A 26,681-nucleotide genomic window follows, 5' to 3' on the forward strand; every position below is an offset into this window, starting at 1 on the left:
CTAACGCGAATTGACAATTTCATTTACTATCTCTGCTACCATTATTTTCATTATTCTACGTTCTAAAAATATCCCGAAACTGGTATAACAATCGTTCTGCTAATCTTAAATCTTCGGTAATAATCTCTGCGCTTCCAGACATTTCCTGCTGAAACGGGATTGTTTTATTATACGATGTTTCAAGATTTTTAGGTAAAACCACATCAATCCATAAATTTCCGTCTTTATCAGGCGTTAATGAAATATTCTTGATTTTACCATTCAAAATTCCGTATTGACTATCAGGAAAATTAGTCAATCGAATATTAACATCCTGATCTACCAGAATCTTTCCTGAATTAAGCGCCGGAGCCTTCAGTTTTCCAATATATCCTTTTTCTAAAGCCGGTATAACGGCAAAAATAGCGTCACCCGTTGTAATCGTTTGATTCGCCGTCCAAATTTGCAAAAAAGTAACTTTGCCCATAACTGACGATTGCAAAACATACGACAATTCCCAATCCTTTATCACCTTTTTTAATTGATAAAAGGTTTGATTTTTACTGCTTTCCAAATTTATTTCTTCAGTTGTTCCTTTAATTGTATTGCTTTTACTATTTCTGGAATTATCTATCAACGTTGATTTCAATTGCGAAATAGTACTCAACAAACTCCTGTAACTTTTTTCTGCCTGCAGATATCCCAGCTTTTTCACCTCAAAATCCTGGGCAGAAATTACTCCTTTATTAAACAAAGTTTCATAACGATTCACGTCATTTTTCTGTAATAATAATTCACTTTCATTTAAACTTTTTTGCTGCTGCAAAATTGCCAAACGAGCTGCAATTTGCACACTTTCAGAATCTTGTGCGTTTCTCTCAACTTCATAAGGTTTTAAATCACTGTTTAAATCATAAGCAATATAAGCGGCATGAAAAGCGGCGTAAGCACTTTCGATATCGCCAAGTTGAACATTTTCTAATTGTTTAAAATCAAATCTTTGTCCTTTATTATAATCCTCTAAAAGTTTTTTCAGTAAAAAAACATCCTTATAATTGGCTGTATTCTGAATAATGGCAAGAGGCGTATTTTTAGGAATAATCTCTTTATCATGTACCAAAATAGTTTCAATTTTACCCGTCGATCTCGCCACTATTTTTTCAGGAGGAATATTAGTTGTTATAACAATTGACGCCGAAACCGTATCAGGATATTTAATAAACCAGGTTGCCAGAAAAAGCATGAAAATTATTCCTGAAACTACAATTGTTCCCCAGCGAATCATCCAATTTGGAATTCGGGTCAGTATTTCCTGCACTTCTTCACTACGAAGTTCCAATTCTTTGTAATCAGACATTATTTCTTCTTTTTATAGTATAAATTCTAATTTCCTAACTGCAATTGATTGCGAACCAATTTATAATAACTTCCCTGCTGGCTTACTAATTCCTGATGATTGCCAATTTCAATTATTTTTCCTTTTTCAAGTACCACAATCTGGTCAGCATCCATAACCGTACTTAATCGATGCGCAATAACAACAACCGTTTTATTTTTGAAAAAAAGATTTAATTTTTCCATAATAACCCTTTCATTATTAGCATCCAAAGCAGAAGTCGCTTCATCAAAAAATAACATTTCGGGATTTTTATAAACCGCTCTCGCAATAAGCAAACGCTGTTTTTGTCCCGTACTCATGCCCTGCCCTTCCATACCTATTTTAGTATTATAACCCAAAGGCAAACCGTTGATATACTCCGTAATATTCGCCACATCGGCAGCATAAACCAACCTTTTTTTATCAATAATATCAACGCCAATGGCAATATTATTGGCAATTGTATCATTAAAAATAAAACCCTCCTGCATAACCGCACCAATATTGCTGCGCCAGGATTTTTGAACCGTCATTCCCAATGAAACCGAATTAATCTGATCCTTATATTGCGTCGTTAAATTTATTTCTCCGCTATTTGGTTCATAAAACTTCAAGAGCAATTTCATCAAAGTCGTTTTTCCGCTGCCGCTAGTACCAACAATAGCTGTAATTTTGTGAGCCGGAATAGTTAAATTTAAATTTTGAAGAACCGGAATATCAGAACCTATATAACGAAAAGACAAATCTTTAATAACGATATCACAATCTTTTGGAATATCCTTTGTCTGGTTTATTTCCTGTTGCGTTTCATCTTCTTTTTTATGTATTTCTGACAAGCGCGACAACGATATTTTCGCATCCTGAACTTCCCGAATAAAACTTATTAATTGTAAAATCGGACCATTTAAACTCCCAACAATACTGGCTATCGCCATCATAACCCCCAAAGTTATTTGTCCGTCGATAACCAATTTTGCGGAAAGAAAAATGATAATAATATTCTTTAATTCATTGATAAAATTAGACCCAATAGTTTGCGTTTGTTCTAATACCAAACCTTTCATCGACACCTTAAACAATCGTGCCTGAACATATTCCCAACCCCAGCGTTTTTGTTTCTCCGCATTGTGCAGTTTAATTTCCTGCATGCCGCTAATAAGTTCAATTACCTTACTTTGTTCCTGACTTGTTTCTGAAAAACGCTTGTAATCAAGGACTTCCCTGCGTTTTAAAAAAAGAATTACCCAAAGAAAATAGAGAAAGCTTCCTAAAAAGAAAACAACAAAAATCTGAATATTATAATACGCCAAAACCCCGCCCATAATCACCATATTAATTACCGAAAACAAAACATTAAGCGATGACGTTGTCAAAATACGTTCAATTCGGTGATGATCATTAATGCACTGCATAATATCTCCCGTCATTCGAACATCAAAAAATGAAATTGGCAAATTCATTAATTTGATAAAAAAATCAGAAATCAAAGAAATATTAATACGTGCAGAGAGATACAATAAAATCCAGCTTCGGATTAACTCCAAAGCCGTTTTTCCAAAAAATAAAAATAACTGCGCAAAAAGAATTAAATAAATAAAATGTATGTTTCGGTTTTGTATACCAACATCGACAATACTTTGCGTTAAAAAAGGAAAAACAAGCTGTAATAAACTGCCCGCAAATAACCCTATAATTAATTGTGTCAAAAAAGCTTTATACGGTAAAATGTACTTTGTTAATAGTGCAAAACCAAAGGTGTTATTCTCCTCAGCTTCAAAATCACTTTGAAAAAATTTTGGCGTTGGCTCCAATAACAAAGTGATCCCTTCCTCTGTGGTTTCATCAGAATTGTTGCCAATCCACATTTTTAAAAAATTGCTTTCATCATATTCCAACAATCCAAAAGCCGGATCAGAAACATAATATTTATTTTTTTTAATTTTATAAAGTACCACAAAATGCATCTTGTTCCAATGTAAAATACAAGGAAGCGGCACTTCTTCGAGTTTTTCGCAGCTTGTTTTAAAACCTAAAGTTCTAAAACCTATTTTTTCTGCCGCATCACTCAACAACAATAGATTACTGCCTTCGCGATTCGTTTCACTATACTCGCGCAGTTCCTGAATGTTGAGTATTTTACCGTAATGTTTTGCAATAATTTTTAAGCAAGTAGGTCCGCAATCCTTAGATTCTGATTGCTTAAAATTGGGGAAATTTTTCAATTTGAATAAATGCTAATTATTTTATAAACAAGATAATTTCTTAGTCTGTTATTTATTAAAAGTAGAAATTCGTCATCTGAATCCTCTTCTGTATCATCATCAAAATACGTTTTTAGTTTTTCGATAAAATCACTGTACAACGTTGGTTTCGATAACTCGTCTAACATAATTAAATCGATCTCATCGACTTCATATTGATTGTAAACCGAATTATGCTCTTTTATTTCAATAATTTCAATCGGTTCGTCTTTTTCGACAATTGTTTTCTTGTAAAAACAATTCAGCAATACGATATTAAAATCATCTTTTTCTTCTAACGAAAAGTCAAATATTTGAGTTAAACCGCCGCCGTATAAATCGCGTTTCAACAGGAAATTTTCAGACTCAAACTGATTTATTTTCAGCTCTTTTTCAAATTCAGAAACCAATTCATGAACTCTGTCTTTTGTTAAATAATCAATTTCCTTATTCGTAGAATCTGCTTCGTTTATTAAACCCATAAGTTTCGAATACATTTCTGTATAATGCTGCATCACATAGATTTCCATGGCTTTACAAACGGCTCCGTGTCTTTTGTAAACGCCTAATAAATGCAAATAAGTTCTTCTGTACGGCACTTTATCAAAATCACCAAAACCAATATATAAATTATCTTTTGGCGTTTCCTGAAATAAAAAGTCAATTTTTTGATTGGTTTTAAGACACGCACCATAAAAAAATACCTGCTCAAAAAAAACATTAAAATTCAAATTATCCTGATCACTCCACGCTTTTGTATTTCGATCTACAAACTCCATACTTCGGGCACAAAAATCCTGAAAAAACTCAATATTTGTACCGCCAATAATTCCCATATTGCAGGCAAGATTGCAAGTATCTTCATGAAAACCCTTCATTTCATCCGGCAAATAATTGATGTTTGGCGAAATTGCATCCCAGCGATTACGGTAATATCCGGTAGTTACTTCTAGATTTTGAGTAACTAAATTTGAGTTGCTGAATTTATCCGTCAACGATTCCCAAACAAAAACATCGCCGTCAACATGAAGAAAAGGTTCATCCTGCAATTGAAAAGTTCTGATTTTAGCAATAGCCCAAAGATCTTTATGGTAATTATTAAGTTCATCTAAAACAACATGAACTTTTGTGTATGGCAATTGTAATTTTTCGATAAGTATTTCGTAACCAAAACTATCTGTAAACAATTCAACATCTTTATGATATTTTACCAATTGATGACAGCTTAAAATCCAGCTCATCCAATTGTATTTATAATCAAGCCAGCCGTAACTATTTGTAAAATCTTTTTGATTTCCTGCCCAAAAACTTTGTATTATCTTCATCTTAAAAATTTTTATCTTCTGTTAGTTCTGTTATGTATAATTCTAAATTTTCTCTTTCATACGCTTCCGGAAACACATATCCGTTTACAAAAATTTCGGGAGTAAAATTAAAGTCGTTTGTTTTGCACCAATTATTTTGAAGGTTGAATGTGGCATCAATTTTCTTGGTATTTATAGTTTCTAATTGATATTTTTCAAGCCAGTTTTCGATGTTTTTATGATGAAACCAATCGTTTAATGCGTGCTTAAATATTTCCTCGCCATTTTCGATATAAATTCCCATTAAGGTTCTAAAAAACAATTTTCGTTCTTCATTTTCCTGCTCCAGATCAGTTTTAAAAATGATTTTGATTTGAACTGTTTTACCGTATTTTTCGAGAATTCTTTCTATAACTTCATGGGCATCTTTGCAATGACCACAAAACGGATTTGTTAATATGGTGATCTGAACATTGCTTTCGCGATTTCCTAAAACAATATGCGTAAAAGGCAATTCGACTTTTTCTTTTGAAAGAAGTGAGTTTTTGAAAATTTGATAATTGCGCAAAAATCGATTCGCTTTAAGCTTAAATTCTTTCAACTTTTTTTGCGTTACTAAAATCTTTTTTAATACAAACCAGCTGTTTGCAACAACCAAAAAAAGCAAGCCAAATAAAAGAATTGAATTAACAGAAACAGAAAAACTAACGGTTCCGGTGACCAATAAATAACTTAATTCAGCCAAAATTAACGTCACAATAACCAAACAAATCGGACACCATTTTTTTTCTACGAACTTTTGAAAATACAGCGAAAGCAGCGTTACCGGAACCGATGCAAAAAGTAACATGATCTGGATATTAAAAAACTCCGCACTATCGCCCGCCAGTAAAAAAGAGAATAAACCAATAAATTGCGAAACAAAAAAAACAACACTTAAATCACTAAAATTGATAAGTTTAAAAATTGCCCATTTGTCTGAACTTACCACTGTTGTACAACTTGTAGAAGTTGAAATATTGCAGAATTTATTAATTAATTCGCTTTTTGTTTCGAACAAATCTTTTAAAGCTGCCATCGAAAACAAAAAACCCATTATGGGAAAACCAAAAAATAACTTTGTTTTTAGATCTGCTTTTAAAACAACCAATTCAGCCAAAAACAGCAATAAACATAACGATGGTAAAATCCATCCAAAACTTCTTTTAGATTTTATTACTACCGATTCTGACTTTTCAATCAACAATACAATACCGCGCCATTTATCAATTAAATCTGCTTTTGAAACCACAACATTTTTTCCCTCTTCAAATAAAAAATATGTTTCATCTTTTTGTTCCACCAAATAAAGATGCTGATGTCCGTGATCTTTTTTTAAAAGAGCGATAAATAAATCAGGCAATAATTCAATTTCTGTACTATCAACCTGAATCGCCTGATTGTCAATAGAAAAAAAACTCAGCGTATCTGCAATCGACAATAAAGAAGGATAATCCGGATGTGATTTTATTTGATATAAAAATTCAGTTTTGTCAATAGTTATCCCTTCCTTTTCCAAATATTGAAAAAGGTAATTTAAATCTTCGTTCATTTTGTTTTAGAAATTAAGCGATTTTCGAATTTCGGAATACAAATTTTCCCCTTCAGACGGGTTCTTTGCGTTTTTTAAAACTAACTCTCCATTGGCATTAAAAAGTAAATACCTTGGTATATAGACGTCATTTTTTTCATTCAACATCTTTTTTAAACTCGCTAAAATAGTGTTTGATGCAAAATAATGATTTCCCTTTAACTCAAATCCGTAAATGTCTTTTTCCCATTTTTGAATTTGACTTGCATTATCAACAGAAACATACAATATTTCGACATTGTTGTTATTCAGGAATTTATGCAAACCTTCGGCATATCTAAACTCCACTTTGCAAGGCGCGCAATATGATGCCCATAAATCTACAAAAACAAATTTTCCTTTAAATTTCTCCGCAATAAGCTGGGCTAAATCCTGATATTGTTTTGTCTCGGTATAAATTATTTTTTTAGATTGATTTGAATAAGTTCCAAACGAATACAACGGAATGTTGGCACTTAATTTTTCATCGTCACTTATTGCTTTCAACTTTTTTAAATACACGCTGTTTGGAAATTTCTCTTTAAATTTTTCAAACGTGCATTTTGCTTCCCCAAAACCGGCAATCGCAATCGTGCTGCACATAATTAATTCCTGATATTTTACAGGCGCATAATTATTTTGCTCTTGTTCAGCAGTCCAAAGACCAATATCATATTTTTCGCCCGGAAGTATTTTATTTTTTATGTTAGCGCATTTTTTTTCAATCGTCGAAACTCTTGAAACTCCCTCGCAAATATTATATTTTTCGTCAAAAACATTATACTTTTTATCAAATGCTACAATCACCGCATTTAACTGCTCTGTTGAAAGTTGCTGTTTTTTGAAATTTTCAGGATTATTGGCATAAAAGCCCACGATATCATACGTTGTTTCTAAAAATAATAAATCAACATCAAGATTAAGCGTATGGTAGAAAGCCGTTGTTATTTTCTTTTCTTCCAATAATTTCTTAAAAGGGGTTAAAGCTTTTACTTTGATATTTTCTATTTCAGTTACAACTTCGTCAGCGTTTTTTGTTTTTGGAATTAAATCACCAATAAGCGGCGTAAGTTTTTTTCGGGTCAAATAAGGTGAGTTGTATAATTCTTCAAGACCTGAAGCATTACTGCCTTCAAATTTTACTGTAAAAACACTTTTATCACGTTTTACGGCAATTTTTATCTTATCGCCTTTAGTCGCAATGAGTTTGATTTTCGGATTAAAATTACTTCCGTTGATCATCATTACTCCTGAACCATTTAAATGAAATGTCTTTTTAAAAGAATTATTTTTTATCGTTGCAAATTCACAATTATAGAAGTAATTACTAAAATTTTCATCTACAGATTTGTTAAACCAAATTTTAGTTGAGTCTTTAGAATCCTGAATATTTACCTCAACTTCAATATTTTGCGAATGAACTTTTAATAGGGATAAAAGTAAGAATGCAATTAAAAAAATATTTTTCATTTTATAATCTAATTTGGGAACATGACTGTAATAAAATTGAGGCTGAAATAAATCAGCCCCAACCATTTATTGCTTTTTCGCAGAAATTAGCATCTACCAACGCAATCTGAAACTGATCCAGATTGTCCGTTATAAGATCCATTACAATAACAAGAAAATGACCCCCCGGAAATTGTTCTCATTTCGTCTCTGTTCAAAGCATTTTTAACGTCTTTTAGGTTTAATTTTTTCATCTTAGGTTTTTTTGATGATTAATAAATAGTTTAAAAAGTTCAAATTATCTCCAATCTCAGAAATTAATCCAAAGTGCACTTTAGTTTTTTTCGTAAGATTTTTAATAACTTCTGCCAAACATATAAAGAAGAAATGGATTGCTGATATATCCGAAACAACCTTTAACAAAGAAGGTGATTAATAAGTAAAATATGTTAAAATCGTGAAGTGTGTTTAAATAAACCCTTGTTTTATTGCTTCTTTCACTAATCCGGAATCGTCAGTTACGTCGAAGACTTTTTTCATGCGGACAATACGTTTTTGAATCGCGCTGGTGGTCAAACAAATAACGCCATCGAGTTCTTTTATTTTAAAACCTTTGGATAAATAAAATATAATCTGGCGGTTGTAATCTTCCACCATTAATTCCTTTTTCCAAATTTCATTGATGCATTTTTTTGCCGTAGGACTTTGATATTGTTTGCCTTGCATTACATCTGTAACGGCTTCCTGCAATTTCTCGGGCGTGATGTCATTTTTTATAATTAATCCTTCAGGGCGTACTTTTTTTGCAATATCATACACGATAATAATTTCTGTGTGTGCCGTAATCATAATGATTTTACAATTTGGCATAACGTCTTTAATGTACAAGGCTAAATTACTGCCCGAAAAAATAGATTTTTCCTCATAAGCAGGAAGTCCTTTGTCGACAATGGCAATATCAAAAGATTGTTTTGCCGCAATACTGCCCGTTATAGCAAAATAAGCTTCTTCGCAATTATGCGCTTTTGTAAAATGAGGTTCATTTGAAGCAAAAGAAGCTCCGGAAAGCGCATTAATATAGCCTTCTACAGTCATCGGATGGTCATCTACAACAAGTATATTCATGATTACGAATTTAACTTTAACAAAATAGGCAGTTTTTCTGCAACAGTAAAAATTTAAACTTTTCTAGCTTGCGCTTTCTTTTATTAGTATAATCTATGCGGTTTTCCTTTCTTATTATTGATGACAATGTCTCCAATGCTAAAAAAAATTTAGAACTTTTTGAGAATTTTCCTAACTATTTTTGTGCCGGTGTAGCCAAAGATAGTCAAATGGCAATAAACCAAATTATAAAATTAAAACCACAATTGGTAATTGTACAAATTCCTGCAAAATCTGATGAAAGAACGTCACTTTTTAAAACCATAGCCGAATTATTTCAATATATAGAATCGATCCCTTATTTTGTTGCCCTCGCTTCATCTCCAAATTTTGCCTTTGAAGCCATACAATCCGGATTTTCAGATTATTTGACAGAACCATTGCAATTGCATGAATTAGGTAAACTGCTCTTTAAATTTGAAAAGAAAAACCCAATTAACCTTGCAACAAGTATTTGTATTAAATCGTACAGCGATTATCATTTTGTTCCCCTGCAAAATGTAACGTATTTAAAGGCAGACAATAATACGACTGACATTCAAATGGATAACGGAAAAATTGTGAATGCGTATAAAACTTTAAAACATTTTGAGAGTACGCTGCCTTTTTATTTTCTCAGAATCCATAAAAGCTATATCGTAAACATTAATCATGTTTCGCGAATACATTTCAGCAAATCAAAATGCTATCTAAATTACAACGAAATACTGCCATTTTCACTTACTTATAAAGATAATGTAGATTCTATAATCAGAAAAATAAACATTTAAAATCCGGCATTTTTTCTATCCAAAAAAGACCAAAATATTCCTTATTATTTCAAATGGTCCTTTTCACCACTTCGATTATACTTAAAACTACCGTAACAAACAGGATCACTATAAGCTAGTGGAAAACTAAAAACGAAACCTCTTTTTTCCTGTTTATTTGCCATTATAATAAACCAAAATAATTATTGAAAATGGGGAAAAATTTGCTTTTAAGCAATGTCATTTTCAGTAATCAGAATAGTCAATTCCCGGCTTTTCAAAAAAGGTAATTCCGTATTGGAATCATGCCTGAAAATAATATTTACTAATTATTTAATTTATTTTTTTATGAAAAAGCTATTATTTGCTATTGGCTCTATTGCTGCGATGGTCATCATTTCTTCTTGCTCTACTGACAATTTAGACGAGGGAAAAACAGAAAATTTAATAAACAAAGACCAGATTTTGCCACCGGTAATTATTGACTCTATACATAATACAACTCCTCAAAATCTGCTTGAAATATCTGATAAAGATAAAAATCAAGGATAATTTTTTTATAATAACCAGATAATTAGGAAAATTATCTGGTTATTAATAGCTATTTTTGGATAAATTTTTTTCCAAAAAACATTGAACATAAAATCTAAAATAATCTTATTGGTTTTTTTTTTAATACTAGCATGCCACAAAAAAAATTATTCCAATAAATTTAAGAAAGCCGTAATTGAGGCTTTAAAAGATACCGATTCAGAAACATTAAAAAATGATCGTAAAGAAGAAATAGTCGATACTATTTTTAATTACGTATCAAAATATGAAAATGATTCTGTTACAAGAAATCTATACTTTAAAATTGCCAGTAAATATTACAATATTGGTCAATATGAAAAATTTTTAACTACGGTTAAAAAAGTTCACAATCTGGGATTAAAGCAGGATGACACAACTCATATCGCAAAAGCATTGTATTTTTTTGGTGATTATTACGAACAAAAATCGCAATTAGACAGCGCGTTTAGTTATTATTCTCAGTCTGAAAGACTCTACAAAATAAAAAACGACACTTTAAATTCTGGAAGAACAAAATTATATAAAGCAGGAATTTTGTTTGATGCCGGAATTTTTTCTGAAAGTGAAATTGAGGCCGTTAGCGCTTTACGATTACTTTCGAAAACGAATAATACGCGATTAATCTACGAATCGTATGTTTTATTGGCTATTTCATTAAATGAAGTGAATGATTGTTCCAACTCTTTAAAATATTTCAATCTCGCCTTAAAGCAATTAAACCAGCTTGAAAAAGAAAATTATCCAAAGGAAAAAATTATTAAATCAAGAATTTCCTGCTGCAATAATATGGGCAGAATTTATGAAAAACTAAATAATCATAAAAAGGCAATTCAATTATATAAAACTGCTTTACAGATCAAGGATATCAAACAAAATTATCCAAAATCGTATGCCATGCTGCTGGATAATCTTGGAAATTCTCAAATGAAGATTGGAAATTATACAAACGTATACAAGCTTTTAAGTGAATCCTTAAAGGTAAGCGATAGTCTTGATATAAAGCCGATTATAATATCTAATAAAATTAATATCGGGCAATATTTTCTATTTAAAAAAGATACGGTAAAAGCATTAGAATATATAAAAGAAGGATTTGAAATTTCGCAAAAAATAAAATCGAACGAATTAACGATTCAGTCTTTAAAATTGTTGATGGAGAATGATTTAGAAAACAAAACTTATTATACCAATCAATATTTAAAAATTGACGACAGCCTGCAAAAAGTAGAAAGAATAACGAGAAATCAATTTGCACGAATTGCTTTTGAAACCGATCAGGTTGAAGAAAAAAATGAAATTTTATCAAAAAGAAACAGCTCTATTATTATCGGGTTTGGAATCGTAATTCTTTTTTCATTAATATTCTTTATCATCTATCGATTAAAATCAAAAAATAAAGAACTGTTTTATATCAAGGAACAACAGGAAGCCAACGAAAAAATTTACCAATTAATGTTACAGCAGCAATCTGAAACTGAATTGGCACGAAATGAAGAAAGAAATCGTATTGCAATGGAATTGCACGATGGCATTGTGAACAGCGTTTTTACCACCCGATTTAATCTTATTCAATTGGATTCTGTTCAAACAGATAAAAAAGAACAATTGGTGAAGGAACTTGAAAAAACAGAAAATGAAATCAGACGGGTTTCGCACAATTTAACGCAAAACCTGCTTTTTGAAGATATGAGTTTTCCTGAAATAGTGACACATCTCGTTGAATCTCAAAAGAATCAATTTGATACAAAATTTGATATATCAGTAGATAAATATATCGATTGGTTTTCGGTTTCAAGCATCAATAAAATACACATTTACCGCATTATTCAGGAGGCTTTACAAAATATCAACAAATATTCGAATGCCGAAAGATGTTATATTATGCTATTAAAAACGGGAGATAAAATCACGATTCGAATTTGGGATAACGGAAACGGATTTAATCCCGAAAAAGTAAAACATGGCATTGGTTTAAAAAATATTGAAGAAAGAACCAACGCGCTCAATGGCGAATTAAAAATAACTTCTGATTTAGGAAACGGAACTACAATTGAAGTTATTTTTTAAGCATTATTCTTAAAATTTAAAAGAGGAGCCATTGTAGCTCCTCTTTTAATTTAATTACCCTTTGGGTGCAATTCTTTTTAACACATAGAAACATAGAATTATTGAACTCAAAAAGTCGTTTCACTTGCATTAACGAACATAGCTATGTGTGAGAAACAATCTATGCTTCTATGTGTTTAATTAAATTTTCAAGCATTACAACCAACGGGTTTAATTATTATTTTGATAGTTTTTATTTTGCCAAATCAAATCGGTCTAAATTCATTACTTTATTCCATGTTGTAACAAAGTCATTTATAAATTTTTCCTGCGCATCTGCACTTGCGTAAACTTCTGCAATTGCTCTTAATTCTGAATTAGATCCAAAAACAAGATCGGCGCGTGTTCCTAACCATTTTGGCTGTCCGGTATTACGATCGTTTCCTGAATAAAGCTCCTTATCATTTGATACCGTTTGCCATTGCGTATTCATATCCAGCAGGTTTACAAAAAAATCATTGCTTAATTGCCCCGGACGATGTGTAAAAACGCCGTTTTTGCTTCCGACAGTATTAATATCCAAAACACGTAATCCGCCTAAAAGCACTGTTAACTCCGGCGGTGTAAGCGTTAATAAATTTGCTTTATCAATAAGCAGTTCTTCTGTTGAAACGGTTGATTTTGTTTTTCGGTAATTGCGGAAACCGTCTGCTTTAGGTTCTAAATATCCAAACGATTCAACATCAGTTTGTTCCTGAGATGCATCCATACGACCTGGTCTAAACGGAACTTTAACGGTATTTCCTGTTGCTTTTTCTACACCTGCGTTACCTGCCAAAACAATTAAATCAGCAAGGGAGACTTTTTTTCCGTCTTGTGCCGAATTGAATTCTGTTTTGATCGTTTCAAGTTTGTCTAACACCTGTTGAAGCTGTGTGGGATTATTTACTTGCCAGTCTTTTTGCGGAGAAAGTCTTATACGTGCTCCATTTGCACCGCCGCGTTTATCTGAACCTCTAAATGTAGAAGCCGAAGCCCAGGCTGTAGCCACCAATTGTGATGTGCTTAATCCGGTATTTAAAACTTTTTCTTTTAATTGTGCAATGTCATTTTCATCGATTAATTGATGGTTTACTTCCGGAATAGGATCTTGCCACAATAATTCTTCCTGAGGAACATCTGGTCCCAAATAACGATCGCGAGGTCCCATATCTCTATGTGTCAGTTTAAACCATGCACGGGCAAAAGCATCTGCAAACGCATCAGGATTTTCTAAAAAGCGACGGGATATTTTTTCATATTCAGGATCTAATCGAAGCGATAAATCAGTCGTAAGCATGGTTGGCAAATGTTTCTTACTGCTGTCAAAAGCATCGGGAATAATGGCTTCGGCATTTTTAGCGACCCATTGATGTGCGCCTCCCGGACTTTTTGAAAGTTCCCATTCAAAAGCAAATAAATTTTCGAAAAAATTATTACTCCATTGTGTTGGTGTTGTCGTCCAGGTAACTTCAAGTCCGCTCGTAATTGCGTCTTTACCTTTACCGGAACCAAAACTGTTTTTCCAGCCAAAACCCTGCAATTCTAGTCCCGAAGCTTCCGGTTCTTTATCGACGTGATCTGAAGTCGCCGCGCCATGCGTTTTACCAAAAGTATGTCCGCCCGCAATTAACGCAACCGTTTCTTCGTCGTCCATCGCCATACGCCCAAAAGTATCTCTAATATCTTTGGCAGCAGCAATTGGGTCAGGATTTCCGTCCGGACCTTCAGGATTTACATAAATAAGTCCCATTTGTACCGCCGCAAGAGGTTTTTCCAGATTTCTGGAATGAACATGACCGTCTGCGTCATCATCAGACGATACAACGCCATGCTCTTTTGGTACACCTTCAGAACCATCGCTATAACGTTCATCTCCGCCTAACCAAGTTGTTTCAGAACCCCAATAAACAGCTTCATCCGGTTCCCAAACATCAGCGCGCCCTCCGGCAAAACCAAATGTTTTAAAACCCATAGATTCTAAAGCAATATTTCCGGTTAATATCATCAAATCTGCCCACGAAATTTTACGTCCGTATTTTTGTTTGATAGGCCATAAAAGTCGTCGTGCTTTATCAAGACTTACGTTATCAGGCCAGCTGTTTAACGGCGCAAAACGCTGTTGTCCCGCACCTGCTCCGCCCCGACCATCGTGTACGCGATATGTTCCTGCGCTATGCCAGGCCATTCGAATAAATAAACCTCCATAATGACCAAAATCTGCAGGCCACCAATCTTGTGAATCTGTCATTAATGCATGTAAATCTCTTTTGACTGCTTCAAGATCAAGGCTCTTAAATGCTTCAGCATAATTAAAATCCTTACTCATTGGATCTGACAACGGTGAATGCTGTCTCAGGATATTTACATTTAATTGTTTTGGCCACCAGTCATGGTTTTTTGTACCGGTTGCCGCCGCATTGTCCATGCTTCCATTATGAAATGGACACTTGCTGATGTCGTTTGATTGATTTTCCATAGTTACAAATTTAATTATGTGTTGATTTCTTTATTTCTTATGAATTAACTTACCATTTTGATAATACTAATTTACAAAAATCAAAACACTTTGTATCTAAGATGGATATTATATTAATGTAATTTCATAGATAAAATCTATTATAATGACACTGTATAAAGCATGCTCGCGGCGCCTAATAAAGCAGCAACTTCATTATCTGTAGAAACAGAAACATTGATTTCAATTCCTTTTTCATTTATTTTTTTGTTAAAGGCAGGCAGAAAAAACTCGCTTGCATTTGCAATTTTTCCGCCAATAATAAAACTATCGGCTTCAAATTTTTCTAACCATGAACTTACAATTAATGCCAGATCTTCTCCCATTTCTTCAAAAACCTGTATTGCCATTTTATCTTCGGCAACAGCCAAATTAAAAAGCTCTAAACCATTGTTGAGATTTTTTCCGGTTACTTCTTTGTAATGATTTAAAAGTCCGCGTACAGAAACGTAATCTTCGGCAATTCCGTTTTTATACGAAAGATTGTAAATTTCCCCATCTTGCGGTACTAATTCTCCTGAAGAAATCGAAACGCCTTTATCTATAAAACAAGCGCCAAGTCCGGTTCCTAAAGTTACTGCCATGACTTTTTTATTACGATTTTGTACGTTTTTAAATACTTCGCCTTTTCCAAAACAAACCGCATCATTTTCAAAAAGAATCGGAGAATCGCCGGAATGTTTTAAAGTTTCCCGAAACAAATCACGAACATTCAAACCGTAAAAATGTTCGTATTTTGACTGGTCTTTTATCCAGCAAATTCCATTTTCATAATCAAACGGACCGGGCATGCAAATAGCCAGACCTTTTATGTTTGCTATTTTAGAGTTTTCAATAGAAATACGAATTGCTTTTTCCCAAACAGACATGACTTCCGGCACTGGCATATTCGAATCGAAACTTTCTTTATACAACGATCCATCAATCACTTTCATGTTTATTATGTCGATAATCGCTGCAGTAATATGTGTTCCTCCAATGTCGATTCCTACGGCGTAATTTTCATTCATGCTTTTATTTATTTTATTTTGAACCATTAAGGCATTAAGAAAAATGAAGTAACTGTGCTTAATTTTTCTTAATATCTTAATGGTATATATTTTTTATTTTTAAATATTCTTATCATTTAAAATCTGAGGATAATGAATGCTCGTATGCACAATCATTTCGCCAAAAAGTGTATTCGCCCACGCAAACCATTTTCGGGTAAATTTGGTTACGTCATCTTTATGAAATGATTCGTGCATAAAACCTGTATCAGCATTTGTTTTGATCAGATTGCTAATGCACATTTTGATTTCTTTTTCGTCGACGCTTGTAATCGCTCTCAAAACAATACTCATTGGCCAGATTGTATCGACTCCGGTATGTGGACCTCCAATTCCTTCTCCGGCTTTTCCTTTATAGAAAAACGGATTATTTTCTGAAAGAACTACTTTTCTGGTGTTTAAATAAAGCTGATTATCCGGTTCTATCGCGCCCAAATAAGGCAATGACAATAAGGACGGAACATTGGCATCATCCATCATGTGAAAACTGCCGTATCCGTTTACTTCAAAAGCGATTATTTTACCAAATTTTGGATGCTCGATAATCCCGTTTTCTTCCAATCCTTTTTGAACCTGATTTCTTAATGCTGTAGCTTTTGCCACTAAATCCTTGTCTAACATTGCCGGCAACGAGAAGATTTCGATTAAATAACCCAAAACTTCAATAGCAAACATATTACTCGGAATTAAATATCCAAACAATGTACTGTCGTCGCTTGGTCTGAAAGTGGAAACGATTAATCCGCAAGGTTTTACGGGATATCCATAACCACCCAACGGAACGCCATCTGTTGCCCACGCGGTTTGTCTCTGAAAACTGTACGGACCGCCTTTTCCATCTAATCTTTGTTGTTCTTTAAAGGTTTGAAGCACCAAAAGCATGGCTTCTTTCCATTGTTTATCGAACATGCTTAAATCTCCGGTTTCCTTCCAATATCCGTGTGCTAAACGAATTGGGTAACATAAACTGTCAATTTCCCATTTACGTTCGTGAATTCCGGGCTGCATTTTGGTTAAATCATTTTTCCATTCGCTTTCTTTTGTAAAATCTTTATAAAAAGCATTCGCATACGGATCTAATAAAATACATTTCGCCTGACGATTAATCACGCCTTTTACTAATTCTGCAAGTTTTTTGTCTTCTTTTACAAACGGAATATAAGGCCAGATTTGGGCTGTACTATCGCGAAGCCACATTGCATCAATATCGCCGGTGATGACATACGTATCCGGTTTTCCGTCAATAATTTCAAACTCAACTGTGGTGTCTAATGTATTGGGAAAACAGTTTTCAAACAGCCACGCCAATTCCGGATTTGCTATTTGTTTTTTGATTTTAACAATGGCTGCTTCTATCGCCGGACTTGTAAATTTTCGCTCTGCCAACGGTGGACGTTTGCTGATAAAATCTTTTAATGCGAAGTTGAAAGTATCTGAATTAAATCCAAAAGCATCTGCTTGAATTGCTAATAATCCTGCTGAAAAAATGCCTGTATTTTTTATAAATTTTCTACGTGAATTCATAGTATTATTTTGAAGTTGAATAAGAATAGGGATAATCGTTTTTTGAGGTTCCTCTTTGTAAATTAGGAGAACTTGTCATATCAAAATTTAATTCACCGCCTTTTAAAAGATCAAAATGATTGATATAATTTTTTGTATACGTTGAATTATCCCATTTTAATTCCTGAACATATCTGCTGATATCTGAATTATCCGGAGCGTTTATAATCAATTGCTTTCCGTTTTCTAATTGCAGTGTTATTTTTTTGAATAACGGCGCGCCAAGAACGTATTCGTCTGTTGCCGGACAAACGGGATAAAATCCCATTGCAGAAAAAATATACCATGCCGAAGTTTGTCCGTTATCTTCGTCTCCACAATAACCATCAGGAGTTGGTTTATACAAACGATTCATTACTTCTCTCGACCAATATTGTGTTTTCCACGGTTCGCCTGCATAATTATACAAATAAATCATGTGTTGAATGGGCTGATTTCCGTGCGCATATTGTCCCATATTCATGATTTGCATTTCGCGAATTTCATGAATTACAGATCCGTAATAACTGTCGTCAAAAACGGGAGGTGTTGTAAAAACAGCGTCTAATTTTGCTGTAAAATTTTTCTCGCCGCCCATTAAATCAATCAAACCCTGTATGTCATGAAAAACGCTCCAGCTGTAATGCCACGCATTTCCTTCTGTAAAAGCATCTCCCCATTTAAACGGATTAAAATTGGCGGGAAAACTTCCGTCTTTATTTCTGCCGCTCATTAAACCGATTGCAGGATTGTACAGATTTTTATAATTCAGCATTCTTTTTTCGAACAAATTAATTTCCTTTTTAGGACGATCTAAGGCTTTTGCCAATTTCCAGATCGCAAAATCATCATAAGCGTATTCTAAGGTTCTCGCTGCATTTTCATTGATATTTACATCGTAAGGAACATATCCTAAAGTGTTGTAATACGAAACTCCTTTTCGACCTACGGCGCTCATTGGCCCTTCATTATTGGCACCATGAACTAAAGCTTCATAGAGTTTATTAATATCATAACCTCTTAATCCTTTGATATAAGCATCTGAAACTACAGAGGCAGAATTGTTCCCGACCATCACATTTCTAAAACCGGGACTTGACCATTCCGGTAAAAATCCGCCTTCTTTATAATCGTTTATTAAACCTTCCTGCATTTCTTTATTTATGGAAGGATAAACCAAATTAAGCAATGGATACAGCGCTCGAAAAGTATCCCAAAAACCGGTTCCTGCATACATATATCCAGGCAAAACTTCTCCGTTATAAGGGCTGTAATGCACAATATCGCCGCTTGCATTTATTTCGTATTGCTTTTGAGGAAAACAAACTGTTCTGTATAAACAGGAATAGAATGTTTTTAATTGTTCATCGCTTCCTCCTTCTGCATCAATTTTACCTAAAACAGTATTCCATTCTTTTTTAGAATTTGCCACTGTTTCCTGAAATGATGCCGAACCTAATTCGTTCTTTAAATTCAATTCTGCCTGATCTGCGCTGATAAAGGATGAAGCTACTTTTACGTTTATTATTTCTCCTTTTTTAGTTTTAAAATTAACAACGGCACCGACATGATTATTTGTTTTTTCCAGTTTATCTTTTTCCAGCGTTTTATCATGCCACGTATAATTTGACGCAAATGGCTTGTCGAAAACTAACACAAAATAGTTCTTGAAGTTCGTTGGAACGCCACCGCTATTACGGGTTGTATATCCGATAATCTTATTTTCAGAAGGAATTATTTTGATATACGATCCTTTATCAAAAGCATCAACAACTATGGATGACTGATCGTTTTCAGGGAATGTTATTTGAAAATGCGCCGCTCTTTCTGTAGCTGTAATTTCTGTTGTAACGTCGTAATCTGCCAGATAAACGCTGTAATAATATGGCTTTGAAACCTCAGCTTTATGGCTAAACCAACTTGCTCTGTCGGCTTCGTTAAAAACTAATTTTCCGGTTACGGGCATAATCGAAAACTGTCCGTAATCGTTCATCCACGGCGATGGCTGATGTGTTTGTTTAAATCCTCTAATTTTTTCGGCGGTGTAGGTATAAGCCCAGCCGTCTCCCATTTTACCCGTTTGCGGCGTCCAGAAATTCATTCCCCAAGGTCTGCAAATTGCAGGATACGTATTTCCGTTAGAAAGATTCGGCAATGATTCTGTTCCCATTAACGGATTTACATAGTCTGCCGGGTCTAAAGTTTTAACTTGTGCATTTACAAAAATGCAGCATTGTAACAGCCCTAAAAAAATTAAACTCTTTATTTTCATTTTGTGTGAATTGTGTGTTGTAAAATGTGATCTGAAAACTGTGACTAAAAAAACACCTCTAAAATCTATATTCTATATTCTACATTCTAAAATCTAACGTAACCTGAAAACTTAAATTTTTATCCTGCAAGGTTTTCAAAACCTTACAGGTATGTTATGCTTCTTCTAAAATGCCTTACGTAAATCTGAGAACTTATTTTATTCCTGACAGGTTTTAAAAACCTGTCAGGGAACTGAAAACTTAATAATACCTACAAGGTTTTGAAAACCTTGCAGGAAAGCTTATGTAAACCTGAAAACTTAAATTATACCTGACACGTTTTAAAAACCTGTTAGGAACTGAAAACTTAATAATACCTACAAGGTTTTGAAAACCTTGCAGGAAAGCTTACGTAAACCTGAAAACTTAAATTATACCTAACAGGTTTTAAAAACCTGTTAGGAAACTGAAAACTGCGACTGTAAACTAAGAACCTTCTTAAATCTAAAATCTATATTCTAAAATCTATATTCTAAAATCTATATTCTAAAATCTTAAATCTTAAATCTACAAAGGTCTGTCTTCTTTTTTCACTCCAAAAGTTGTCGAAGGTTTACTTCCCATAAACAATTTTAACTCTCCTCCTTTTACTATCATATCTTGTGTGATGAATGATTTTGTATACGGTTTTCCGTTATATGCTGCTTTTTGAATATAGATATTTTCAGCATTGTTATCGATTGCTTTTATTGTAAATGAAATTCCTTTTTTATGATGAATTACTGCTTCGTTTACCAACGGACTTCCTAAAACATAAATTCCGTTTGCGGGATTAACAGAATAAAATCCCATTGAAGATAAAACGTACCAAGCCGACATTTGCCCTAAATCTTCATTTCCGCATAATCCGTCCGGTTTTGTGGAATAGAATTTTTCATCAATTTCACGAATTAATTTGGCTGTTTTCCAAGGTTCTCCGGCGTATGCATACAAATACGGAATATGATGATTTGGCTCATTTCCCTGTGCATATTGACCAATTAATCCGCTAATATCCGGCGAAACTTCTTCACCTTCTACTTTTTCTGTTTGTAGAAAAAGTGCATCTAATTTGGCTGAAAATTTACTTTCGCTTCCAAATAAATCGATTAAACCATACGGATCCTGAGGCACGAGCCACGTGTATTGCCACGCATTTCCTTCTACATAATCGTCTTTTCGATGTGCAGATGAAAGCGGATTAAAGGGTGTTCTCCAATTTCCATCGGTTAATTTGCCACGCATAAAAGTCGTTTCCTTATCAAAATACAATTTGTATAAATTCGCTCTTTTCGTGAAATATGTATAATCTTCGGTTTTGTTTAAAGACTTTGCCATTTGCGCCACACAATAATCATCAATCGCATATTCTAAAGCATTTCCAACAGATTCAAGCATTTTATCGGCAGGAATATATTCCAGTTTCTGCACATAATCCATTCCGTCGCGCGTTTGCATTGCCGTTTTTTTAATGGCTTCGTAGGCTAAATTAACATCGTAATTTCTGTAGCCTTTTAAATAAGCATCGACAATAACGGCGATCGAATGATTTCCGTTCATCGTATTGGTTTCATTGCCCATTAAATGCCAAACTGGTAATCTTCCCTGCTGTTCGTAAATCGCCAGAAATGATTTTACAATATCATTGATTTTATCGGGCTGCGTAATGGTGTATAACGGATGTAAACCGCGATATGTATCCCAAAGTGAAAAAGTGGTGTAATTGGTAAAATTTGCTTTTTCGTATACTTTTTTATCGGTTCCCAGATAATCTCCGTTTACATCATTAAAAATAGAAGGCGCAAAAGCGGTGTGATACAGCGAAGTATAAAAAACTTTCATGGTTTTATCATTCGCTTTTATCTGAATTTTACCTAATTCTTTGTTCCATTTTGAAGTGGCTTCTTTTACTGTATTTTCAAAATCCCAATTCGGAATCTCGGCTTTTATATTGGCAGAAGCGTTTTCATAACTCACCGGAGAAATGCCTACTTTTACTAAAACCTGTTTGTTTTTTAAAGCGGTAAAATCTACGATTGCTTTCATTTTTAAACCTTCTCCTTCATTTCCTGAAACAGCCGTTTTATCATCGTATAAAGCTAAATTTGAAATTGGTTCTGAAAATTCTATCGTAAAATAAATACGCTGATCAGCCGCCCATCCTGTCGAAAAGCGATAACCGGCAAGTGTAGTTTCATTTATTTTTTTGATGAATGTTTTCACCGGTTTATCCCATCCTATTCCGTCGGCAAGATCAATTAAAATATGAGAATCTGTTGCAGAATTAAAAGTATATTTATGAAAACCAACTCTTTCGCTGGCTGTTAATTCTGCTTTTATTTTGTATTTATCCAATAAAACACTGTAATAACCCGGTTTGCTGATTTCATTTTCATGAGAGAAATAAGAACCGTAACCGTTTGTCATATCTTCTTTTGTGCCTTTAAAAAGCGGCACTTTTCCTGAAACCGGAAGCAACAGAATATCGTTTAAATCTCCAATTCCTGTTCCGCTCAAATGCGTGTGTGTAAATCCTAAAATGGTATTACTGGCGTAGTTGTAACCGCTGCACCAATCCCAGCCTTCAAAAATATTTACAGGCCCTAACTGTACGGCTCCAAAAGGCACATTCGCTCCAACAAATACGTGACCATGTCCCGCTGATCCTATAAACGGATTTACATATTGGGTATAATCTGCATTTTTTTCTTTTGTTTTCTTTTCCTGTGAAATTGCAGGATTTGCAAAAAACAGGTTTATAGCTAAAATATTGATGAAAACTGTTTTATTATACTTTATAAACATTATTCTATATTTTTTATTTTACTTGTGTAATGTGTAATGGGCCACGGATGACACGGGTTAAACTGATTTACGCAGATATTTTTTTTAATCTTTGAACCTAAAGACGCACTGCTATGCACTCTACAAAAAACCTTTGAACCTTTGCAACTTAGAACCTTTGAACCTTTGAACCTCTATTAATACTTTTTCAAAACCTCAAATAAAGAAAAGACCTTTAAAACCGGCTTCTCTATCTCCCCTTCAAAAGAAATTGTTTTTTCTTCGTTTGCTTTTAAATCTATGTAATTATCGCTCCATTTTCCGGTATATCCTTTTATGGAAACATATACGTATTTTGCAAATTTTGAGGATTTTAAAACTACTTTATTTCCTTTTATTTCCCATGTTATTTTTGGGTCTTCGAGTTTTAAATCTATTGGTCTCGTTAAATCTATTTCTGGTGTTTTGTCATCTCTGTACGCTTCTTTCATGGCATACCACGCTGCTTTTGGCTGTCGGTTGTAATAATCGGTTACGCTCCAGCTTGCAACGGGCCAGCAATCGTTGAGCTGCCAGACTAAAGTTCCCATATTGTAGGGCGTTTTAGAACGATGAATTCCGATAATATTTTTTAAAGCATAATATTGCAAACACTGCGTGAGATAGGTATAATCTTCAACAGTCATTTTCTTTATTTTTTCTGAACTGATAAAATAGCGATTCAGATAAGAATCTAATTTCATGAAACCTTTCCCGGCTTTTTGGTGCGCTTCGAGAATATCGGAGTATAAATATCGATCTTCCGGCAAGGTAAAAGCTTCAACAGAAGAATAATTCGGCATTGCCTGCATTCCATATTCGCTTACAAAACGTCCTGTTTTTTTCTCTGTGATTTCAACATCCTGCAATCCCCACCAGGTTCCCCAATAATGACTGTCGCCTTGTGTAGTGCTTTTTTCATTTGACCAGTGAAATAATGGCGACGAACTAATATAAGGTCGTTTCGTATCTACTTCTTTTATCCATTTTGGGATACTGTCGTGAAACAATCGAACGTAATCGTGCCACAAACGGGTTGAATCTTGTTTGGACATTTTCATGCTTTTTTGCCATCCCCAGCTTTTAAAAGCTTCATCGGCTTCGTTGTTTCCACACCATAAAACGATGCTTGGATGATGACGAAGGCGTTTTACCTGATATTGAACTTCTTTTTTTACATTATCAAAAAAAGCATCATCTCCGGGAATCATTGTTCCGGCAAACATAAAATCCTGCCAGACGTAAATTCCGTTTTTATCACATAAATCATAAAAATAATCATCTTCATAAATTCCTCCGCCCCAAACGCGAAGCATATTCATATTGGCATCTTTCGCGAGAGCAATTACTTTTTCGTATTCGTTTTTGGTAACTCTGGATAAAAATGCATCTGACGGAATATAATTGGCGCCTTTCATATAAACCGGTTTATCGTCTATTTTAAAATAAAACGATTTGCCAAGACTGTCCGGTTGCTGTATGAGTTCTATTTTTCGGTTTAAAACGTATGGTTTATCGACAGGTTTTTCATCAAATGCTTCTAATCGTGGTATTTTCCAGATGCCGCAAGTGGTAAATTTTGGTCCCCAATCCCAGCCAAAATGGTATTGTGCTTTACGAACATACGCTCTTGGATTATCCGGAATTACAAATGGCAAATCTTTCCTGGCAAGTGAATCAACAACGTTTTGTGCCGATTTAAAAACTATTACCAAATCGTTATTGCCTGATTTTAAAACCTTTTTTACATCAACACGCCATTGCCGAAACATATTATCGGCTTTTAAAACCAATTGATTGTTTAAGTAAACGGTTGCATAGGTATCTAAACCATCAAAAATGAGTTCTGTATTTTTCTTTTTTAACAGCGATGAATTGACCTGAAAAGTGGTTTTATATTCCCAATCTTTCTTTTCAATCCATTGTACTTTTTTTTCGTTGTCCCGATAAAATGGATCGGGAATTATTTTATTATGCAATAAATCGGTATGAATTTCTCCGGGAACTGTTGCAGGAAACCATTTATCGGTATGAATTTCTCGGTATTGCCAATCTTCTTTCAAATCAATGTTTTGAGCATTGATTACAAACGAGAAATTCGCAATACAAATACATATTAACCAATAAAAGCTTTTTATAAATTTCATTTTTTATTTTTTACTGCAAGTGATAATAGAACGCGGATAACGCAGATTTAAGCGGATTTTTTCTGAAAATATTTGAATATAAATTTACCGAAAAGTACGCAAGGTTAAACAAAGTTTACAAAACTTAGAAACTCAGAGACTTTGAACCTTTGTTCCTTTGAACCTTTGAACCTTAAAAAACTCCTTTTAAAAAAAAAGCCGGGCGAGGTACAGGTAATCCTGCCCGGCTTAGTCAAAAACTCAACTAATTAATCAATTTAAACTATTGTTTATCCCACCAAACTCTGGTTGTTAATAAATCCAGACCCTGGCGTTGGATTGCTTCTTTATAATTTGCTGCATTGGTAAGCAATTCTGACTGATCATAAATTAATCTTCTCGGAATTGTTCCGTTTGTTTCTCCTGTTGGATCATTAACAGGAACTAAAACAGGATATCCTGTTCTTCTGTATTCTGAAAATGCTTCAAAACCATTGAACAATAATACAATCCATTTTTGGGTGATAATCTGTTCGATTTTTTGAGCCTCAGTTCCGGCAGATTTAAAAGGATAAGTGGTAATATAAGTGTTGTATTCTGCACTTGTAACGGCTGGAACTTTATCTCCAAAAATGGTCAATACTTCCATCGCCGCTTTTACGCCGCTTTCATAATATTGCTGTGCGCTTCCGCCAACATTCCAGCCTTTTACTGCTGCTTCTGCCAATATAAATTGTACTTCGGCATACGACATAATTAAAGTTGGAGCGTCTAAACGTAATACGGTTGACGTATTAGGATCTGAGAACAATTTTTTGTCTCCTCCCGGAAATTCTTTTGCATCATTTGCAAGTCCTTGCTGATGTGCCGGATTGTTGTCTCCTGTCGCTTCTAATTTTGCGTAAATTCTTAAACGGGGATCGTTTGTGTTTTTCAATAAATCGATAAATGTTTTACTGAATTTAATATTCGATTCTCCTCCATTTAAGTCATTTCGAACCCATGAAGATGTTATTGGGTTTGTTTTAACTCCCGCAGGAGCAGCGTCATGTTTTAAAACAAGGCTGTCATCATTTGAAGTAAAAACACCTTTTGCAGCCGCTTTTTCTACATATTCTTTTGCTTTGGCAGGATTTACTTTAGACAAACGCATTGCAACTCTCAACATTAATGAGTTGGCTAGTTTTTTCCATCTTGCAACATCGCTTTGGTAATACAAATCTGCGGCACCGGCAAAAGATTTACTTGCGTCTAAAGTGTTTCCGGCTTCGTCTAATTCTTTTAAAAGATCATTGTAAATGGCTTCCTGCGTATCATATTTTGGGGTAAAAATATTTCCGTTATATCCTTTTCCGGCTTCAAAATAAGGAACTTCACCATAAGTATCTGTCAATTTTTGGAACAAGAAAACTTTCATGATTCTACAAGCCTGAATCATGTTTGAATTTTCCGGAGTATCAGGCAATACAGACATTAACTGGTAAATCTGGTTTAATCCTTTTCCGTATGTTTCTCCAAAAAGCGCTGCTGAATATTCTGAAGAATAGGTGTATTTTGAACCTGAACCTCCTAATGAAGAAAATTGCTGTACAATTTGTGCTGCATAAATATTGTTTCCTCTTGTATTCGAAAAATCCTGTCCGTCTACATAAATTTCAGCCAGTGTAAACATTGATTTTACAGCCGGATCTGTTAATGCATTTGGATTCGTATTCATTTCTTCGAATCCTTTATCGCACGATGTCAATGTCATTGCACTAACAATTGCGATACAAAATAGTTGTATAAATTTATTTTTCATC

The 26,681-nt window shown here is 34.0% G+C and carries 17 protein-coding genes; 3 read left to right on the forward strand and 14 right to left on the reverse strand.

Features of this window, described 5'->3' with window-relative positions; translation table 11 throughout:
* Positions 1–55 precede the first annotated feature (55 nt).
* The 7 genes from OLM54_RS10245 to OLM54_RS10275 form a co-directional block, all read right to left on the reverse strand.
* On the reverse strand, positions 56–1,336 hold the full coding sequence (locus OLM54_RS10245) for an HlyD family secretion protein (RefSeq protein WP_264538482.1): 1,281 nt from the start codon (positions 1,334–1,336) through the stop codon (positions 56–58).
* A gap of 26 nt (positions 1,337–1,362) precedes the next feature.
* The gene (locus OLM54_RS10250; protein WP_264538483.1) at positions 1,363–3,579 is read right to left on the reverse strand and encodes a peptidase domain-containing ABC transporter; all 2,217 of its coding nucleotides are present in this window, start codon (positions 3,577–3,579) and stop codon (positions 1,363–1,365) included.
* Positions 3,576–4,922: a DUF6734 family protein gene (locus tag OLM54_RS10255; protein ID WP_264538484.1), complete on the reverse strand. Its 1,347-nt coding sequence runs from the start codon at positions 4,920–4,922 to the stop codon at positions 3,576–3,578. The genes OLM54_RS10250 and OLM54_RS10255 overlap by 4 nt, the downstream gene beginning before the upstream one ends.
* A gap of 1 nt (position 4,923) precedes the next feature.
* A complete protein-coding gene (locus OLM54_RS10260) occupies positions 4,924–6,492 on the reverse strand; it encodes a thioredoxin domain-containing protein (protein WP_264538485.1) in 1,569 nt (522 codons plus the stop codon).
* Between the two features lie 6 nt (positions 6,493–6,498).
* A complete protein-coding gene (locus OLM54_RS10265) occupies positions 6,499–7,980 on the reverse strand; it encodes a TlpA family protein disulfide reductase (protein WP_264538486.1) in 1,482 nt (493 codons plus the stop codon).
* Between the two features lie 86 nt (positions 7,981–8,066).
* Positions 8,067–8,213, reverse strand: coding sequence for a TIGR04149 family rSAM-modified RiPP (locus OLM54_RS10270; RefSeq protein WP_264538487.1), 147 nt, complete (start codon positions 8,211–8,213; stop codon positions 8,067–8,069).
* Positions 8,214–8,427: 214 nt separating this feature from the next.
* Positions 8,428–9,084: a DNA-binding response regulator gene (locus tag OLM54_RS10275; protein ID WP_264538488.1), complete on the reverse strand. Its 657-nt coding sequence runs from the start codon at positions 9,082–9,084 to the stop codon at positions 8,428–8,430.
* Positions 9,085–9,293: 209 nt separating this feature from the next.
* Between OLM54_RS10275 and OLM54_RS10280 the strand changes: the two genes are divergently transcribed.
* The 3 genes from OLM54_RS10280 (at position 9,294) to OLM54_RS10290 (ending at position 12,512) form a co-directional block, all read left to right on the forward strand.
* Positions 9,294–9,893, forward strand: coding sequence for a LytR/AlgR family response regulator transcription factor (locus OLM54_RS10280; RefSeq protein ID WP_264538489.1), 600 nt, complete (start codon positions 9,294–9,296; stop codon positions 9,891–9,893).
* A 327-nt stretch (positions 9,894–10,220) separates the two neighbouring features.
* The gene (locus OLM54_RS10285; RefSeq protein WP_264538490.1) at positions 10,221–10,424 is read left to right on the forward strand and encodes a hypothetical protein; all 204 of its coding nucleotides are present in this window, start codon (positions 10,221–10,223) and stop codon (positions 10,422–10,424) included.
* 108 nt (positions 10,425–10,532) lie between these two features.
* The gene (locus tag OLM54_RS10290; RefSeq protein WP_264538491.1) at positions 10,533–12,512 is read left to right on the forward strand and encodes a sensor histidine kinase; all 1,980 of its coding nucleotides are present in this window, start codon (positions 10,533–10,535) and stop codon (positions 12,510–12,512) included.
* A gap of 232 nt (positions 12,513–12,744) precedes the next feature.
* On the opposite strand, the gene katG is transcribed toward OLM54_RS10290, so the two are convergent.
* The 7 genes from katG to OLM54_RS10325 all read right to left on the reverse strand — a co-directional run bounded on the left by katG (position 12,745) and on the right by OLM54_RS10325 (position 26,680).
* Positions 12,745–15,009: a catalase/peroxidase HPI gene (katG, locus tag OLM54_RS10295; RefSeq protein ID WP_264538492.1), complete on the reverse strand. Its 2,265-nt coding sequence runs from the start codon at positions 15,007–15,009 to the stop codon at positions 12,745–12,747.
* A gap of 140 nt (positions 15,010–15,149) precedes the next feature.
* Complete coding sequence (locus tag OLM54_RS10300; RefSeq protein WP_264538493.1) at positions 15,150–16,058, reverse strand: ROK family protein; 909 nt, start codon at positions 16,056–16,058, stop codon at positions 15,150–15,152.
* A 99-nt stretch (positions 16,059–16,157) separates the two neighbouring features.
* The gene (locus tag OLM54_RS10305) at positions 16,158–17,621 is read right to left on the reverse strand and encodes a glycoside hydrolase family 125 protein (protein ID WP_264538494.1); all 1,464 of its coding nucleotides are present in this window, start codon (positions 17,619–17,621) and stop codon (positions 16,158–16,160) included.
* Between the two features lie 4 nt (positions 17,622–17,625).
* Entirely contained in the window at positions 17,626–19,911 is a 2,286-nt protein-coding gene (locus OLM54_RS10310) for a GH92 family glycosyl hydrolase (protein WP_264538495.1), read from the reverse strand.
* Positions 19,912–20,458: 547 nt separating this feature from the next.
* A complete protein-coding gene (locus tag OLM54_RS10315) occupies positions 20,459–22,735 on the reverse strand; it encodes a GH92 family glycosyl hydrolase (RefSeq protein ID WP_264538496.1) in 2,277 nt (758 codons plus the stop codon).
* Positions 22,736–22,911: 176 nt separating this feature from the next.
* On the reverse strand, positions 22,912–24,900 hold the full coding sequence (locus OLM54_RS10320; RefSeq protein WP_264538497.1) for a beta-mannosidase: 1,989 nt from the start codon (positions 24,898–24,900) through the stop codon (positions 22,912–22,914).
* A gap of 262 nt (positions 24,901–25,162) precedes the next feature.
* Positions 25,163–26,680 carry a SusD/RagB family nutrient-binding outer membrane lipoprotein gene (locus OLM54_RS10325; protein ID WP_264538498.1) on the reverse strand — a complete coding sequence of 506 codons (1,518 nt, stop codon included), beginning with the start codon at positions 26,678–26,680 and terminating at the stop codon, positions 25,163–25,165.
* Between the last annotated feature and the right edge of the window lies 1 nt (position 26,681).

The organism is Flavobacterium sp. N1736, assembly GCF_025947065.1.
In the GTDB taxonomy this organism is placed as follows: Bacteria; Bacteroidota; Bacteroidia; order Flavobacteriales; family Flavobacteriaceae; genus Flavobacterium.

What these genes read in the sequence shown, in the direction of transcription:
- OLM54_RS10245 (WP_264538482.1), bottom strand. Translation starts at nt 1,336, where the DNA reads ATGTCTGATTACAAAGAATTGGAACTTCGTAGTGAAGAAGTGCAGGAA.
- OLM54_RS10255 (WP_264538484.1), bottom strand. Translation starts at nt 4,922, where the DNA reads ATGAAGATAATACAAAGTTTTTGGGCAGGAAATCAAAAAGATTTTACA.
- OLM54_RS10260 (WP_264538485.1), bottom strand. Translation starts at nt 6,492, where the DNA reads ATGAACGAAGATTTAAATTACCTTTTTCAATATTTGGAAAAGGAAGGG.
- OLM54_RS10265 (WP_264538486.1), bottom strand. Translation starts at nt 7,980, where the DNA reads ATGAAAAATATTTTTTTAATTGCATTCTTACTTTTATCCCTATTAAAA.
- OLM54_RS10270 (WP_264538487.1), bottom strand. Translation starts at nt 8,213, where the DNA reads ATGAAAAAATTAAACCTAAAAGACGTTAAAAATGCTTTGAACAGAGAC.
- OLM54_RS10275 (WP_264538488.1), bottom strand. Translation starts at nt 9,084, where the DNA reads ATGAATATACTTGTTGTAGATGACCATCCGATGACTGTAGAAGGCTAT.
- OLM54_RS10280 (WP_264538489.1), top strand. Translation starts at nt 9,294, where the DNA reads ATGGCAATAAACCAAATTATAAAATTAAAACCACAATTGGTAATTGTA.
- OLM54_RS10285 (WP_264538490.1), top strand. Translation starts at nt 10,221, where the DNA reads ATGAAAAAGCTATTATTTGCTATTGGCTCTATTGCTGCGATGGTCATC.
- katG (WP_264538492.1), bottom strand. Translation starts at nt 15,009, where the DNA reads ATGGAAAATCAATCAAACGACATCAGCAAGTGTCCATTTCATAATGGA.
- OLM54_RS10300 (WP_264538493.1), bottom strand. Translation starts at nt 16,058, where the DNA reads ATGAATGAAAATTACGCCGTAGGAATCGACATTGGAGGAACACATATT.
- OLM54_RS10305 (WP_264538494.1), bottom strand. Translation starts at nt 17,621, where the DNA reads ATGAATTCACGTAGAAAATTTATAAAAAATACAGGCATTTTTTCAGCA.
- OLM54_RS10310 (WP_264538495.1), bottom strand. Translation starts at nt 19,911, where the DNA reads ATGAAAATAAAGAGTTTAATTTTTTTAGGGCTGTTACAATGCTGCATT.
- OLM54_RS10315 (WP_264538496.1), bottom strand. Translation starts at nt 22,735, where the DNA reads ATGTTTATAAAGTATAATAAAACAGTTTTCATCAATATTTTAGCTATA.
- OLM54_RS10320 (WP_264538497.1), bottom strand. Translation starts at nt 24,900, where the DNA reads ATGAAATTTATAAAAAGCTTTTATTGGTTAATATGTATTTGTATTGCG.
- OLM54_RS10325 (WP_264538498.1), bottom strand. Translation starts at nt 26,680, where the DNA reads ATGAAAAATAAATTTATACAACTATTTTGTATCGCAATTGTTAGTGCA.